Source organism: Streptomyces sp. NPDC111507, from assembly GCF_055638955.1.
On record NZ_JBVKBU010000001.1, the window covers coordinates 321,389 to 336,671 of the forward strand.

Consider the following 15,283-nt stretch of genomic DNA (forward strand, 5'->3'; position numbering starts at 1 on the left):
CCCCAGCCCCCCCATCGGCCCGAACGGCCTCGTCCTCAGACGCCGGACGGGCTGAAAGAAGCGGGCCGGGGTGGGTGGGGTGCGGCCTTCGGCCACGGGCGCTGGGCGGCCCTCGAACCCCGGACGCCCGAGGCTTTCAGGGGCGCGGGGAACGGCGCGATCCGCCACCGCTCACCCGCGCCCAAGAAACTCACCGGGGATCGCAGGGGCGCAGCCCCTACAGGGTGGACGCCGCTCTGGCTATGTCGGCGGCGAAGGTCGAGACCTCGGAGTACACCCCGGGATACCCCGGCTCCGCACAGCCCTGCCCCCAACTGACGATCCCGACCTGGATGAACGCCCCGGAGTCGTCCTTGCGGAACATCGGCCCACCGGAGTCACCCTGGCACGTGTCGACCCCGCCCTGCTGCACGAACCCGGCACAGATCTCGTCGCCGGGCACAAGATCGCCGCCGTACGCCTGCTGACAGGTGGCGTCGCTGACGAAGGGGACGGTGGCCTTGAGGAGGTAGCGCTGCTGGGCGCCGCCCTCACGCGCGGCGCCCCACCCGGCGATCGTGAAGTTGCCGTTGTTGTACGCGGTGGTGGTGGCGATCTTCAGTGTGGGCTGGTTGACGGGCGAGGCGAGCTTGATCAGCGCCCAGTCCTTGCCCTTGCCGTTGTAGCCGGGCGCCTGGAGCACCTTGGTCGACTTGACCTTGGTCGCGCTGCTGCTCTGGAGGTCGACGACGCCGGCGGTGGCGGTGATGGAGGTGTTGTTGCCGGAGCCGCTCACACAGTGCGCGGCGGTGAGGACGATCTGCTGGGTGTAGAGCGCACCGCCGCAGCCCATGGAGAGCCGGACCATGAACGGGAACTCTCCCTGCGCCGCGCGGGTGCCGCCGACGACGGGCGTGGGCGCGGCCTGCGCGGAGACGGGCTGGAGCGAGACGGTGGCGAGGGTGACCGCGCCGAGGGCGAGGACTCTCTTGATGCCCGTGAACTTCTTCGAAGACTTCAACGTGCTTCCTCTCGTGGGGGGTTGGAAGCCCGACGGGGTCACACCGAGGCCGCGCGACACGACCGTCGTCGCACACACCGAGTGACATGCACCCGCCAAGCCTTTGCGAATTATTTAGACACGGCGGCACTCCGACAAGGACCCCATTTCAGCCAGCAGCGCCCCGCCACCCACCGGAACGGCGCTTAGAGTGGAACGCAGGAGGCCCGGCGTCTTCAGGGGGTACGGACGTGGCGAACGGCGGACCCGTCGAGCACGGCTTCCCGCATCTGGACACGGTGCGGGCATCGATCACCGCGCTCTACAAGCGGCTCTCGTACGACACCATCCACACCTTCGCGACCAGCGTGGCCCCCGCCGACGTGGCCTTCGGCGACATCGACGACCTGCATCTGGGCGCGCAGCGCGTGGCCCGCGAGATGGTGCGCCACTACCACCTCCCGGACGCCCGGCTGATCATCGGCTTCCGTGAGATGACCCAGGCGGCCAACGTCGAACTCACGGCGGGCCCCGAGTACTTCGTCGAACTGAACGACCGCTTCCGCTCCCACCGCCGGGACATCGGCGCGGCCCTCGCCCACGAGGTGATGCACGTCTATCTGCACCGCCTCGACCTCTACTTCCCCGGCACGCGCGACAACGAGATCCTCACGGACACCGCGGCGACCTACCTCGGCGCGGGCTGGCTGCTTCTCGACGCCTACCGGGAGGACGCGGACTCCTCGCAGAAACTCGGCTACCTCACCCCGGAGGAGTTCGGCTACGTCCTCGCCAAACGCGCCCTGGTCTTCGGCGAGGACCCCTCGATCTGGTTCACCAGCCCGCAGGCGTACACGGCGTACACGCAGGGCATGGCGCAGGCCCGCCGTGACGAGCAGCAGCCCCCGCTGACCGCGGCCGGCTGGGCGGGCCGCCGCCGCTACGCGAAGGACCGACGGCACGCCCAGGACCAGCACACACCGGGCCCGCACCCCGGTGTCCCCTACGCGTTCAGCCCCGACAGCCGCGGTCCCCTGCGCGTCTCCTTCCCCTGCCCGACCTGTCACCAGCGGATCCGCGTGCCGGTCCGGGGCCGGGTACGGGCGCGCTGCACGCTGTGCAGGACGGTGCTGGAGTGCGACACGTAGGACATGCGACGCACGCGGGTGTGCGTGGGGGGAGGTGAGACACAACACCCCCAAAGACTTTGCCTCTCGCGTCCTTCGCGAGCGAGGGTCGAAGGATGAGCACGAACGACCCCGCGGCACACCTCTTCACGGCTGTGCACGGGGGTGACGAGGACGCGGTGGTACGGCTGCTGCGCTCCGGTGTGAGCCCGGACGCGGTGGACGAGGACGGCCAGACGGCGCTGTATCTCGCGGCGGTGAGCGACCGGCCCGGCGTCGTACGGCTGCTGCTGGTGGCCGGGGCCGCGCCCGACCGGCTCAGCCAGGGCACGGACGCGCCGCTGTGCGGGGCGGCGTGCGGTGGGCACACGGAGGTCGTACGCGCCCTGCTGGCGGCCGGGGCCGCGCCGGACACGGTGGAGGAGTTCGGGTTCACGGCGCTGACGTGGGCGGTGCGGCTGGGGCGGGTCGCGGTGGTGAGGGAACTCCTCGCGGCGGGCGCGGACCCCGACCGTCCGGGCCCGACCGGTGAGCCCCCGCTCGTCGCGGCCGCCCGCCGTGGTTCACCCGGCTGTGTACGCGCCCTCCTGCGGCACGGAGCGCGGGCGCGGTCGGCGGCGCTCGCCGAGGCCCACCGCCGGCTCACCGCCGATGTGGAGACCGAGGTGCGCGCGGGCCTGGAAGAGACCTGGGGCCCGGGCCGTCCCTCCGTCACCCACCGCTACCCGCAGGACGGCGGCATCACCGTGGAGGTCCAACTCCTCGACCCGGCCGGGAATCCCGTCGCGAGCAACGATCAGCAGACGGGCCACGCCGCGATAGCGACCCTTCTCGAATCCGCCCTCGACATCACCGCGCCCGCCGCCGAACTGGCCGCCCGCGCCCTGCGTCCCGCCGACCCCGGCAACGACGACTGGACCGAGGCGGCGACAGCGCTGGGCCTGCGCGGCGACGAGGAGACGTTCCGGGCGGCGGTCGAGTGGTGCGCCGCCCCCGACCCCCTCCGTCAGGCCTTCGGCGCGGACGTACTGGGCCGCCTGGGGAACCCCCACGGCCTGCCGATCCTGCGCGTCCTCACCGGCGCGACCGACCCCGTGATCCGCGACCGGGCGGCGAGCGCGCTGGCGCGGCTGGACTCCCTCGGCCCGTCCGGTCCTTGAACCACGCGCCCACAGGGACACGTCCTCGGGGATACGACCTCAGGGACCGTCTTCAGGGATACGTCCTCACGGAGGGAGGCGTCCGCTACCCCGCCCCGTACACCGCCCCGGGAACCTCCGCTTCCGCCAGCAGCTTCAGGGCCGTGTCGCCGGCCTCGGACGGGGTCCAGCGGGCGCCCTTGTCCGCGGTGGGGCCCGGCCGCCAGCCCTCCATGACGGTGATGCGGCCGCCCTCGGTCTCGAAGACGCGGCCGGTGACTCCGGTGCTCGCGCTCGCGCCGAGCCAGACGACGAGGGGGGAGACGTTCCCGGGGGCCATCGCGTCGAAGGAGTCGGCGTCGGGGGCCGCCATGGTGTCCGCGAAGGTGCGTTCGGTCATCCGGGTGCGGGCCGCGGGGGCGATCGCGTTGACCTGGACGCCGTAGCGGCCCAGTTCGGCCGCGGCGACCAGGGTCAGGCCGATGATCCCGGCCTTGGCGGCGCTGTAGTTGCCCTGTCCGACCGAACCCAACAGACCCGCCCCGCTGCTGGTGTTGACGACCCTGGCCCGGGGCGTGCGGCCGTCCTTCGCCTCCGCCCGCCAGTGCGCCGCCGCATGCTTCAGCGGCAGGAAGTGACCCTTGAGGTGGACGCGCAGCACGGCGTCCCAGTCGTCCTCGTCGAGGTTGACGAGCATCCGGTCGCGCAGGAACCCCGCGTTGTTGACGAGGGTGTCCAGGCGTCCGTACGTCTCCAGCGCGGTGCGTACGAGGGAAGCGGCGCCGTCGGTGGTGGCGATGTCGCCGCCGTGGGCCACCGCCTGTCCGCCCGCCGCCCGGATCTCCGCCACGACCAGCGCGGCCGGGCTGTCCGGGCCGGGCGTGCCGTCGAGGCCCACCCCGAGGTCGTTCACGACGACCCGCGCTCCCTCGGCGGCGTACGCGAGGGCGTGCGCGCGGCCGAGTCCGCGCCCGGCGCCCGTGACGATCACGACCCGCCCCTCGCACAGCAGCGGTCCACTCATCTCAGTCCTCCTTGTCGGACGTGCCGGCCCTGTTGGCGGTCGCCGCGTCCAGGAAGGCGGGCCGCTCGCCGCCGCCATGGACGAGCAGTGAGGCCCCGCTGATGTACCTCGCCGCCTCCGAGGCGAGGAAGACCGCGGCCCCGCCGATGTCGGACGGGTCGGCGAGACGGCCCAGCGGGACGGTGCGGGAGACGGCCGCGATGCCGTCCTCGCCGCCGTAGTGCAGATGGGAGAGTTCGGTGCGGACCATGCCGACGACGAGGGTGTTGACCCGGACGTCGGGAGCCCACTCGACGGCCATCGAACGGGCCAGGTTCTCCAGGCCCGCCTTGGCCGCCCCGTACGCCGCCGACCCGGGCGACGGCCGCGCTCCGCTCACACTGCCGATCATCACGATCGATCCCCGGGCCCGCCTGAGGTGCTCGTACGCGGCGAGCGAGGCGGTCAGCGGCACGATCAGGTTCAGCTCGATCACGCGCGCGTGGCGTCCGGCGTCCGCCTCCGTCAGGGGACGGTAGGGCGCGCCGCCCGCGTTGTTCACCAGCACGTCGAGCCGGGGCAGCGCGGCGAAGAAGGCGTGCACGGCGGCCGGGTCGCGGAGGTCCACCGACACGAACTCCGTACCCTCCAGCGGTACGTCGGGGGGTCTGCGGGCGCAGACCACCACGTCCGCGCCCGCCTCGACGAAGGCCCGGGCGATCCCGGCCCCCACCCCACGGGTGCCGCCCGTGACGACGACGGTCCTGCCCCCGAGATCCAGGTTGTCCACAGGGCCTCCCGCCCGGATGCATTCACTGCTAGCTTCGAGAGTGCGCCTAACAAACGTTTGGTGGAATGTCCTGAGGTGGAAAGGTAGCTGATGCGTCCATGGGTGTCTCCACCTCGTCCCCGGAAAAGGGGATTTCCGTCGTCACGGTCGACTTCCCACCGGTGAACGCGCTGCCGGTGCGCGGCTGGTTCGACCTGGCCGACGCCCTGCGCGCGGCGGGCCGCGACCCCGGCGTCCGGTGCGTCGTGCTGACGGCCGTGGGGCGCGGTTTCAACGCGGGCGTGGACATCAAGGAGATGCAGCGCGAGACCAGGGACAGCGGGGGCCATCGCGCGCTCATCGGGGCGAACCGCGGCTGTTTCGAGGCCTTCGCCGCGGTCTACGAGTGCGAGGTCCCCGTCGTCGCGGCGGTGCACGGCTTCTGTCTGGGCGGCGGGATCGGGCTGGTGGGCAACGCGGACGCGATCGTGGCGAGCGAGGACGCCACGTTCGGCCTGCCCGAGCTGGACCGTGGCGCCCTCGGCGCGGCCACGCATCTGGCCCGCCTGGTCCCGGGCCACCTGGTGCGCGCGCTGTACTACACCTCGCGCACGGCGACCGCCGCCGAGCTGCACGCGCACGGCTCGGTGTGGCGGGTCGTGCCGCGCGGTGAACTCCTGGGCGCCGCGCTGGACCTGGCGCGAGAGATCGCCGCCAAGGACGGCGAGCTGATCCGGCTCGCGAAGGCCGCGCTCAACGGCATCGACCCCGTGGACGTGCGCCGCAGCTACCGATTCGAGCAGGGCTTCACCTTCGAGGCGAACCTCGGCGGGGTCGCCGACCGGGTCCGCGACACCTTCGGAAAGGAGGGGGTCGACAGGTGAGCGACAAGACGATGACCACCGACGAGGTGGTCTCCCGGCTCCACAGCGGGATGACCCTGGGCATCGGCGGCTGGGGCTCGCGCCGCAAGCCGATGGCCCTGGTGAGAGCACTGCTGCGCACCGGGATCACCGATCTCACCGTGGTGTCGTACGGCGGCCCGGACGTCGGCCTGCTCGCCGCCGCGGGCCGGATCCGCAGGCTCGTCACCGCCTTCACCACCCTCGACTCGATCCCGCTCGAACCGCACTACCGGGCGGCGCGCGAGCGCGGGGCGTTCGAGCTGATGGAGGTCGACGAGGCGATGTTCATGTGGGGCCTGCACGCCGCCGCGAACCGGCTGCCCTTCCTCCCCGTCCGGGCCGGGCTCGGCTCGGACGTGATGCGGGTCAACCCCGGCCTGCGCACGGTCACTTCGCCGTACGCCGATGCCTCCTCGGGGGTACGGGAGGAGCTCGTCGCCATGCCCGCCCTGCGCCTGGACGCGGCCCTGGTCCACATGAACCGCGCCGACCGCCTGGGCAACGGTCAGTATCTGGGCCCGGACCCGTACTTCGACGACCTGTTCTGCGAGGCGGCCGACGCCGCGTACGTCTCGTGCGAGCGCGTGGTCGACACGGCGGAGCTCACCAAGGAGGCCGCCCCGCAGACCCTGCTGCTCAAGCGGTCGAGCGTGACGGGCGTCGTCGAGACTGCGAACGGCGCGCACTTCACGTCCTGCGCCCCCGACCACGGACGCGACGAGCCCTTCCAGAAGCTGTACGCCACCACGCCGTACGCCGAGTTCGCCGCGCGCTTCCTCGCCGGCGACGAACAGGCCTACCAGTCCGCCGTACGGGCCTGGCACAAGGAGCAGCGATGAGTCCCGCGTCCACCCCCGCCCCCGGTACCCCCGCAGCCGTGGTCACCCGCGCCGAGTACTGCGTGATCGCCTGTGCCGAGGCCTGGCGGGACAACGGCGAGGTGCTCGCCAGCCCCATGGGCTCCATCCCCTCCATCGGCGCCCGTCTCGCCAAGCGCACCTTCTCCCCCGATCTGCTGCTGACCGACGGCGAGGCGATGCTCGTCGGCCTCGACGGCACCCCGGAGGGCTGGCTGCCCTACCGTCAGCACCTGACCATGGTCACCGGCGGACGTCGGCACGTGATGATGGGCGCGAGCCAGCTCGACCGCTTCGGCAACCAGAACATCTCCTGCATCGGTGACTGGTCCAGGCCCACGCGCCAGTTGCTCGGCGTGCGCGGCGCGCCGGTCAACACCCTGAACAACCCGACCAGTTACTGGGTCCCCAGGCACTCGCCGCGCGTCTTCGTCGAGCGGGTCGACCTGGTGTGCGGGGTGGGGTACGACCGTGCGGCCGCCGCGGGCCCGAGCGCCACCCGCTTCCATCGCATCCCGCGCGTGGTGAGCGACCTCGGTGTCTTCGACTTCGCCACCCCCGACCACTCGATGCGGCTCGCCTCACTGCACCCGGGCGTCACCGTGGAACAGGTGCGGGAGGCCACGGGCTTTGGGCTGACGGTCCCCGACGAGGTGCCCCGCACCCGCGAACCGACTCCCGAGGAACTGAGACTGATCCGCGAGGTCATCGATCCGGGCGGCGCCCGGGACCGAGAGGTCAGGAGCTGATGGAGACCGCGCTCACCCGCCTCGTCGGTGTCCGTCACCCCGTCGTGCAGACCGGCATGGGCTGGGTCGCGGGCCCCCGCCTGGTGTCGGCGACGGCGAACGCGGGAGCGCTGGGCATCCTGGCCTCCGCGACGATGACCCTCGACCATCTGAGAGAGGCCATACGCGAGGTCAGGTCCCGTACGGACGCGCCGTTCGGGGTGAATCTGCGCGCCGACGCCGGGGACGCGGGCGAGCGGGTACGGATCATCGTCGACGAGGGGGTACGGGTCGCGTCCTTCGCCCTCGCGCCCTCCCGCGAGCTGATCACCGAGCTGAAGGAGGCGGGTGTGGTCGTCGTCCCCTCCGTCGGGGCGCGCCGGCACGCCGAGAAGGTGGCCGCCTGGGGCGCGGACGCGGTGATCGTGCAGGGCGGCGAGGGCGGCGGCCACACCGGCGAGGTCGCGACGACGGTGCTGCTGCCGCAGGTGGTGGACGCGGTGGACATCCCGGTGGTCGCGGCGGGCGGCTTCCACGACGGGCGGGGGCTGGTCGCGGCGCTGGCGTACGGGGCGGCGGGCATCGCCATGGGCACTCGTTTCCTGCTCACCTCGGACTCGACCGTGCCAGCCGCGGTGAAGGCGCAGTACCTGGCGGCGACGGTCAGGGACGTCACGGTCACGACGGCCGTGGACGGCCTCCCCCATCGCATGCTGCGTACGGACTTCGTCGACTCCCTGGAGAGGTCCGGCCGGACGCGGGCCCTCGTCCAGGCCGTCCGCCGGGCCGCCGGCTTCCGGCGGATCTCCGGCCTGACCTGGTCACGGATGGTCCGCGACGGACTCGCCATGAAGCACGGCAAGGAGCTGACCTGGAGCCAGGTGCTGCTCGCCGCGAACACGCCGATGCTCCTGAAGTCATCGATGGTGGACGGGCGCACGGACCTGGGGGTGATGGCGTCGGGGCAGGTCGCGGGGGTGATCGAGGATCTGCCGTCGTGCAAGGAGCTGGTCGACCGGGTGATGGCGGAAGCCCGGGAAACCCTCGGCGCCCTGGCGGTCGTGGGTGCTTCGACGCCCGGGTGACCGAGTCGGCCGGACAGCCTCGGGGGCCGGCGCGCGCCCCCGAGGTTCAGAGCCGTTCGATCCGGGGACCTCAGAGCCTTTCGATGATCGTCACATTCGCCTGCCCGCCGCCCTCGCACATCGGCACCATCCCCAACGGCCCCCTCGCGCTGCTCGGCCCCAAGGGGCCTCACAGGCTTCGGCAGCCTGCGCCGGACTCCGTCCGCCGAGTCGGGCGGTCCTCTGTGTGTCAGAGCCGTTCGATGATCGTCACGTTCGCCTGGCCGCCGCCCTCGCACATCGTCTGGAGGCCGAACCGGCCGCCGGTGCGCTCCAGTTCGTGCAGGAGCGTCGTCATCAGCTTCACACCCGTCGCCCCCAACGGATGACCCAGCGCGATGGCGCCGCCGTTGACGTTGACCTTCTCCGGGTCGGCGCCGGTCTCCTTGAGCCAGGCGAGGACGACCGGGGCGAAGGCTTCGTTGATCTCGACGAGGTCGATGGCGTCGAGGGACATGCCGGTCTTCTTCAGGGCGTACGCGGTGGCCGGGATGGGCGCGGACAGCATGCGGATGGGGTCCTCGCCGCGTACGGAGAGGTGGTGGACGCGGGCGCGCGGGGTCAGCCCGTGCTCTCGCACCGCCCGCTCGGAGGCGAGCAGCATCGCGGCGGCGCCGTCGGAGACCTGGGAGGAGCAGGCGGCGGTGATGGTGCCGCCCTCGACGACCGGCTTCAGGCCCGCCATCTTCTCCAGTGAGGTGTCCCGGCGCGGGCCCTCGTCGGCGGTCACCTCGCCGTAGGCCACGGTCTCGCGGGCGAAGCGGCCCTCGTCGAGGGCGCGGATCGCCCGCCGGTGCGAGCGCAGGGCGAACTCCTCCTGGTCGCGGCGGCTGATGCCCCACTTGGCTGCGATCATCTCGGCGCCGGCGAACTGGTTGACGGGCCGGTCGCCGTAGCGCGCCCGCCAGCCCTCGCTGCCCGCGAAGGGGCCTTCGGTGAGACCGAGGGGTTCGGCGGCCTGACGGGAGGCGAAGGCGATGGGGATCTGGCTCATGTTCTGCACTCCGCCCGCGACCACCAGGTCCTGGGTGCCGGACAGGACGCCCTGGGCGGCGAAGTGCACGGCCTGCTGGGAGGAGCCGCACTGCCGGTCGACGGTGACGCCCGGCACCTCCTCGGGGAGTCCTGCCGCCAGCCAGCAGGTGCGGGCGATGTCCCCGGCCTGCGGCCCCACGGTGTCCAGACAGCCGAAGACGACGTCCTCGACGGCGGCCGGGTCCACTCCGGAGCGCTCGACCAGGGCCTTGAGGACATGCGCGCCGAGGTCGGCCGGGTGGACACCGCTCAGGCCTCCCCCGCGCCGCCCGACGGGCGTACGGACCGCTTCGACGATGTAGGCCTCGGCCATGACAACTCCCTCGCAGACATGGGGTATCGCAGATATGGGCTATTCGCGTACGGAGATGCCGTCCAGCACCATCGAGAGGTACTGCCGGGCGATCTCCTCGGGGCTGTGCTGTCCGCCGGGCCGGTACCAGGACGCGGCGACCCACACGGTGTCGCGCACGAAGCGGTAGGTGAGCCGGATGTCGAGGTCGGCCCGGAAGACCTCGGCGGCCACGCCGCGCTCCAGCGTGCTCAGCCACGCCTTCTCGAAGTTGCGCTGCGAGTCGGCGAGGAAGGCGAAGCGCTGCTGGGCGGCGAGGTGCCGGGACTCCTTCTGGTAGATGGCGACGGCGGCACGGTGCCGGTCGATCTCCCGGAACGACTCGGTGACCAGGGCCTCCAGCGTCTGGCGCGGGCCGAGTTCGGCGTCCAGGACGGCGTCGTAGCCCTCCCAGAGCTCGTCGAGGAAGGTCCGCAGGATCTCCTCCAGCATCGATTCCTTGGAGTCGAAGTGGTAGTAGAGGCTGCCCGCGAGCATCCCGGCCTCGTCCGCGATCTTGCGTACGGTGGTGGCGTTGTAGCCCTGCTCGGCGAAGACCTCCGCGGCGGTGTCGAGGAGTTCGCGGCGCCGCTCGGGGGTGGCGGTCACCTGGGGCTTCTTCTTGGTAGGCACGGTTCCATTGTGGTCCCAGGGGTGCCGGCCGACGGCGCCCTACGCATGCTGGCTGCTGACGGAGACGACTTCGCCGGTCATGTACGAGGAGTAGCCGGACGCCAGGAACACCATCACGTTGGCCACCTCCCAGGGCTGGGCGTAGCGGCCGAAGGCCTCGCGGCCCGTCAGTTCCTCCAGCAGCTCGGGCGTGGTCACCTTCACCAGGTGCGGGTGCATGGCGAGACTCGGTGACACCGCGTTGACGCGCACCCCGTACGCGGCGGCCTCGACGGCCGCGCACCGGGTGAGCGCCATGACGCCCGCCTTGGCGGCGGCGTAGTGCGCCTGACCGGCCTGGGCGCGCCAGCCGACGACGGAGGCGTTGTTGACGACGACTCCGCCGCGGTCCTGGTCCCTGAAACGGCGCAGGGCGGCCCGGGTGCACCGGAACGTGCCGTTCAGTGTCACGTCCAGCACTCTCGACCACTGCTCGTCGGTCATGTCGACGAGGGCACAGGTGCCGCCGAGGCCCGCGTTGTTGACGACGATGTCCAGGCCGTCGTGGAGCTCTCCCGCCAGGGCGAAGAGGGCTTCCACCTGCTGCTCGTCCGTCACGTCGCACGGCAGCGAGGCGACGTGCGCCGCGCCGAACTCCGCGGCGAGTGCCTCTTCGCTCTCTTTGAGGCGGCGGACATGGGCGTCGCTGATGACCACCCGCGCCCCCTCCTCCAGGAACCTGCGCGCCGTCGCCCCGCCGATGCCCGCGCCCGCGGCGGCGGTGATGACGGCGGTGCGCCCGGTCAGCAGCCCGTGCCCGCTGACGTACGCCGGACTCTCGACGTCGCTCATACCTCCACGCTAACCTACCAAACACTTGTTAGGGAAGGTGCTGCCGATGGATCTGACCCTCTCCCCCGCCGACGAGGCCTTCCGTGCCGAGGCCCGGACCTGGCTCGCCGCCCATGTGCCACGGACGCCCCTTCCGTCCCTGGAGACCGAGGAGGGCTTCGCGGCGCACCGCGTGTGGGAGGCCGAACTCGCCGCGGACCGCTGGTCGGTGGTGTCCTGGCCGGAGGCGTACGGCGGCCGGGGCGCGGACATCGTGCGCTGGCTGGTGTTCGAGGAGGAGTACTACGCGGCGGGTGCGCCGGGCCGGGTCGGCCAGAACGGCATCAACCTCCTGGCGCCCACCCTCTTCGACCACGGCACGGAGCAGCAGCGCGCCCGGATCCTGCCCTCCATGGCCGGCGGGGAGGTCGTCTGGGCGCAGGCGTGGTCCGAGCCGGAGGCGGGGTCCGACCTGGCCTCGCTCACCTCGCGCGCGGTGCGGACGGCCGGGGGCTGGCGCTTGAGCGGGCAGAAGACCTGGTCGTCGCGGGCCGCCTTCGCCGACCGCGCGTTCGGTCTCTTCCGCAGTGAGCCGGGTACACCGAGGCCTCATCAGGGCCTGACCTATCTGATGTTCGACCTGCGCGCGCCCGGGGTCACCGTGCGCCCCATCGGCCGTCTGGACGGCAGACCGGCTTTCGCCGAGGTCTTTCTCGACGAGGTCTTCGTCCCGGACGAGGACGTGATCGGCGAGCCGGGCGCGGGCTGGCGGGTCGCCATGTCGACGGCGGGCAACGAGCGAGGACTGACGCTGCGTTCACCGGGCCGCTTCCTCGCCGCCGCGGACCGGCTGGAGGCCCTGTGGCGCGCTCGCGCCGACCCCTCGGACACGGCGCTGCGCGACCGGGTGGCCGACGCGGTGATCGGCGCCCGCGCCTACCAGCTCTTCACCTACGCCAACGCCTCCCGCTTTCTGGACGGCGGGACTACCGGACCGGAGGCCAGCCTGAACAAGGTCTTCTGGTCCGAGTACGACATCGCGCTGCACGAGACGGCCCTCGATCTCCTCGGCCCGGACGGCGAGTGGGCGGAGTCGGACTGGTCCGAGGGGTACGTCTTCTCGCTCGCCGGTCCGATCTACGCCGGCACCAACGAGATCCAGCGCGACATCATCGCCGAGCGCCTGCTCGGCCTCCCGAAGGGCCGCCGCTGATGCGCTTCCTCCTCGACCCGCAGCAGCGGGCGTTCGCCGACTCGCTGGACGCGATGCTGACGGCCGCGGACACCCCGTCGGTCGTACGGGACTGGAGCCGCGGCGACCACGGCGGCGGCCGTGCGCTGTGGTCCCGTATCGCCAAGGTGGGCGTGTTCGCGCTCGCGGTGCCGGAGGCGTACGAGGGGATGGGCCCGCATCCGGTGGAACTGGCCGTGGGTTTCGTCGAGCTGGGACGGCACGCGGTGCCCGGCCCGCTGGTGGAGACGGTCGCGGCGGCCGCCCTGCTGGCCGAGCTGGCGGACCCCGTGCCCGCCGGGCGGCTGCTCCCGTCGCTGGCCTCGGGCGAGGCGTCGGCGACGCTGGCCCTCGACGGGGCGTACGCGCTGGACGGCGACGCGGCGACCACCCGCCTCGCCCTGGCGGCCGACGGACTGCGTCTGGCCCCCGGCCACGGCCCGGTCCGCGCCTGTCTGGACCCCGCCCGCCGCCTCACACCGCTCACACCAGGCGGTGAACTGCTCGCCACCGCCCCTCCCGTCGCCCATGCCCTCGTCTGGGCCCGGCTCGCCACCGCCGCCCAGGCGCTCGGCGTCGGTCTCGCGCTCCTCGACCGGACCGTCGCGTATGTCAGGCAGCGCACCCAGTTCGGTGTCCCCGTCGGCTCGTTCCAGGCGGTCAAGCATCGCCTCGCCGACGCGAAGATCGCCCTGGAGTTCGCGCGGCCGCTGCTGTTCGGGGCGGCCCTGACGATGGCGCCCGCCGACGTGGCCGCGGCCAAGGTCACGGCCTGCGAGGCCGCGTACGCCACCGCGCGCACGGCGCTCCAGTTGCACGGCGCGATCGGCTACACCGCGGAGTACGACCTGTCCCTGTGGCTGGCCAAGGCCCGTGCCCTGCGTACCGCGTGGGGCACTCCGGCCGAGTGCCGGGCCGAGGTGCTCAGTGGTGGTGCTCGCCGCTGGTGAGCTCCCGGTACTCCTCCGGCGTCGGCTTCGGGATCTGGGTGTCGGGCCCGTACATGGCGCGGGCGAGCCGGGCGCGCAGCCTGCGGCCGGGGCCGACCCGCCGGACGACGCCGTTCGCGTCCACGAGCGGTCCCACCTCGTACGGCGGGGGCTGCTCGTGCTGGGTGAGCGTGAACCGCTGCGCCGGTGTGAGCGGTTCGTGCACCTCGACGTACTCACCGTGCGGAAGCATCCGGATGATCCCGGACTCCCTTCCGTGCAGCACCTTGTCGCGGTCCCGTCGCTGGAGGCCCATGCAGATCCGGCGCGTGACGACGAAGGCGAGGGCCGGGGCGACGAAGAAGGAGACCCGTACGAACCAGGTGATGGCGTTGATGGAGAGGTGGAAGTGGGTGGCCCACAGGTCGTTGCCACCACCGACCAGGAGCACTCCGTACAGCGTCAGCCAGGCGACACCGAGCCCGGTGCGGGTGGGGACGTTGCGCGGCCGGTCCAGGATGTGGTGTTCCCGTCTGTCCCCGGTGATCCACGCCTCGAGGAACGGGTAGACGGCGATGGCGGTCATGATCAGCGGGAAGAGGGAGAAGGGGATGAACACACCCAGTTGGAGGGTGTGGCCCCAGGCGTTGATCTCCCATCCCGGCATCACCCGGATGAGCCCCTCGGAGAAGCCGAGGTACCAGTCGGGCTGTGCGCCGGTCGTCACCAGATCCGGCCGGTAGGGGCCGAAGGCCCAGACGGGGTTGATGGTCGCGATCGCCCCCATCATCGACAGCACCCCGAAGACGAGGAAGAAGAACCCGCCCGCCTTGGCCATGTACACCGGCATGAACGGCATCCCGACGACGGACTTCTGGTCGCGTCCGGGCCCCGGGTACTGCGTGTGCTTGTGATAGAAGACCAGGATCAGATGAGCGACCACCAGGCCCAGCATGATGCCCGGCAGCAGGAGGACGTGGATCGGGAAGAAGCGCGGAATGATGTCGTGGCCCGGGAACTCGCCTCCGAAGAGGAAGAAGGAGAGGTACGTTCCCACGATCGGGACCGACAGGATCGCGCCCTGGGCGAAGCGGACGCCGGTGCCGGAGAGCAGGTCGTCGGGGAGCGAGTAGCCGGTCAGGCCGGTGATCAGGCCGAGCATCAGCAGGGTCCAGCCGAACAGCCAGTTGACCTCGCGGGGCTTGCGGAACGCGCCGGTGAAGAAGACGCGCATCATGTGCACGAGCATCCCGGCGAGGAAGACGATCGCCGCCCAGTGGTGGATCTGCCGGACCAGGAGTCCGCCGCGCACCTCGAAGCTGATGTGGAGGGTGGACTCGTAGGCGCGGGTCATGAGGATGCCGTTGAGCGGCTCGTACGGGCCGTGGTAGACGACCTCGGAGGCGCTCGGCTCGAAGAAGAGCGTGAGGTAGACGCCGGTCAGGATCAGGATCAGGAAGCTGTAGAGGCAGACCTCGCCGAGCATGAAGGACCAGTGGTCCGGGAAGACCTTGCGCATGTTGGCCTTGGCCAGCGCGTAGAGGCCGAGCCGTCCGTCGGCCCAGTCCGCCACCCGCTCACCCGCCGGCGTCTCGCCCCTTCGCCCCGCACGTGAAGTCCCTTGTCCCCGACCGGAGTTGATCTCTCCCGCGACCATGGGCCACCCCCTCGGCCCACCAGAGT

General features: G+C 71.9%; 15 protein-coding genes. 8 read left to right on the forward strand and 7 right to left on the reverse strand.

Annotated features, from left to right (window positions below; genetic code table 11):
• Window positions 1-217: 217 nt before the first annotated feature.
• Entirely contained in the window at window positions 218-1,000 is a 783-nt protein-coding gene (locus tag ACZ7M2_RS01465; RefSeq protein ID WP_352046518.1) for a S1 family peptidase, read from the reverse strand.
• Between the two features lie 230 nt (window positions 1,001-1,230).
• Here ACZ7M2_RS01465 and ACZ7M2_RS01470 point away from each other — a divergent pair, with 230 nt between their 5' ends.
• Window positions 1,231-2,127 carry a hypothetical protein gene (locus tag ACZ7M2_RS01470; RefSeq protein ID WP_352046519.1) on the forward strand — a complete coding sequence of 299 codons (897 nt, stop codon included), beginning with the start codon at window positions 1,231-1,233 and terminating at the stop codon, window positions 2,125-2,127.
• 95 nt (window positions 2,128-2,222) lie between these two features.
• On the forward strand, window positions 2,223-3,266 hold the full coding sequence (locus ACZ7M2_RS01475; protein ID WP_471593692.1) for an ankyrin repeat domain-containing protein: 1,044 nt from the start codon (window positions 2,223-2,225) through the stop codon (window positions 3,264-3,266).
• A gap of 85 nt (window positions 3,267-3,351) precedes the next feature.
• Here the strand turns inward: ACZ7M2_RS01475 and ACZ7M2_RS01480 are convergent, their stop codons facing one another.
• Both ACZ7M2_RS01480 and ACZ7M2_RS01485 read right to left on the reverse strand, forming a co-directional pair.
• On the reverse strand, window positions 3,352-4,269 hold the full coding sequence (locus tag ACZ7M2_RS01480; RefSeq protein WP_352046521.1) for an SDR family oxidoreductase: 918 nt from the start codon (window positions 4,267-4,269) through the stop codon (window positions 3,352-3,354).
• A gap of 1 nt (window position 4,270) precedes the next feature.
• Window positions 4,271-5,029: an SDR family oxidoreductase gene (locus ACZ7M2_RS01485; protein ID WP_471594497.1), complete on the reverse strand. Its 759-nt coding sequence runs from the start codon at window positions 5,027-5,029 to the stop codon at window positions 4,271-4,273.
• Window positions 5,030-5,136: 107 nt separating this feature from the next.
• Between ACZ7M2_RS01485 and ACZ7M2_RS01490 the strand changes: the two genes are divergently transcribed.
• From ACZ7M2_RS01490 to ACZ7M2_RS01505, 4 genes are read left to right on the forward strand one after another with little or no spacing between them, the layout of a single operon-like run.
• Window positions 5,137-5,901, forward strand: a complete 765-nt coding sequence (locus tag ACZ7M2_RS01490) for an enoyl-CoA hydratase family protein (protein ID WP_352046522.1) — start codon at window positions 5,137-5,139, stop codon at window positions 5,899-5,901.
• The gene (locus ACZ7M2_RS01495) at window positions 5,898-6,761 is read left to right on the forward strand and encodes a CoA transferase subunit A (protein WP_471593693.1); all 864 of its coding nucleotides are present in this window, start codon (window positions 5,898-5,900) and stop codon (window positions 6,759-6,761) included. The genes ACZ7M2_RS01490 and ACZ7M2_RS01495 overlap by 4 nt, the downstream gene beginning before the upstream one ends.
• A complete protein-coding gene (locus tag ACZ7M2_RS01500; protein WP_471593694.1) occupies window positions 6,758-7,528 on the forward strand; it encodes a CoA-transferase subunit beta in 771 nt (256 codons plus the stop codon). Before ACZ7M2_RS01495 ends, ACZ7M2_RS01500 begins: the two co-directional genes overlap by 4 nt.
• On the forward strand, window positions 7,528-8,592 hold the full coding sequence (locus tag ACZ7M2_RS01505; RefSeq protein WP_471593695.1) for an NAD(P)H-dependent flavin oxidoreductase: 1,065 nt from the start codon (window positions 7,528-7,530) through the stop codon (window positions 8,590-8,592). Before ACZ7M2_RS01500 ends, ACZ7M2_RS01505 begins: the two co-directional genes overlap by 1 nt.
• Window positions 8,593-8,821: 229 nt before the next feature.
• On the opposite strand, the gene ACZ7M2_RS01510 is transcribed toward ACZ7M2_RS01505, so the two are convergent.
• From ACZ7M2_RS01510 to ACZ7M2_RS01520, 3 genes are read right to left on the reverse strand one after another with little or no spacing between them, the layout of a single operon-like run.
• Complete coding sequence (locus tag ACZ7M2_RS01510; protein ID WP_403693201.1) at window positions 8,822-9,979, reverse strand: acetyl-CoA C-acetyltransferase; 1,158 nt, start codon at window positions 9,977-9,979, stop codon at window positions 8,822-8,824.
• Between the two features lie 39 nt (window positions 9,980-10,018).
• On the reverse strand, window positions 10,019-10,630 hold the full coding sequence (locus tag ACZ7M2_RS01515) for a TetR/AcrR family transcriptional regulator (protein ID WP_352046527.1): 612 nt from the start codon (window positions 10,628-10,630) through the stop codon (window positions 10,019-10,021).
• A gap of 39 nt (window positions 10,631-10,669) precedes the next feature.
• Complete coding sequence (locus ACZ7M2_RS01520; RefSeq protein ID WP_471593696.1) at window positions 10,670-11,461, reverse strand: SDR family oxidoreductase; 792 nt, start codon at window positions 11,459-11,461, stop codon at window positions 10,670-10,672.
• 46 nt (window positions 11,462-11,507) lie between these two features.
• Between ACZ7M2_RS01520 and ACZ7M2_RS01525 the strand changes: the two genes are divergently transcribed.
• A complete protein-coding gene (locus ACZ7M2_RS01525; protein WP_471593697.1) occupies window positions 11,508-12,653 on the forward strand; it encodes an acyl-CoA dehydrogenase family protein in 1,146 nt (381 codons plus the stop codon).
• Window positions 12,653-13,621 carry an acyl-CoA dehydrogenase family protein gene (locus ACZ7M2_RS01530; protein WP_352046530.1) on the forward strand — a complete coding sequence of 323 codons (969 nt, stop codon included), beginning with the start codon at window positions 12,653-12,655 and terminating at the stop codon, window positions 13,619-13,621. Before ACZ7M2_RS01525 ends, ACZ7M2_RS01530 begins: the two co-directional genes overlap by 1 nt.
• On the opposite strand, the gene qcrB is transcribed toward ACZ7M2_RS01530, so the two are convergent.
• Complete coding sequence (gene qcrB / locus ACZ7M2_RS01535; RefSeq protein ID WP_471593698.1) at window positions 13,596-15,257, reverse strand: cytochrome bc1 complex cytochrome b subunit; 1,662 nt, start codon at window positions 15,255-15,257, stop codon at window positions 13,596-13,598. The two genes, ACZ7M2_RS01530 and qcrB, sit on opposite strands and share 26 nt — an antisense overlap.
• Window positions 15,258-15,283 lie beyond the last annotated feature (26 nt).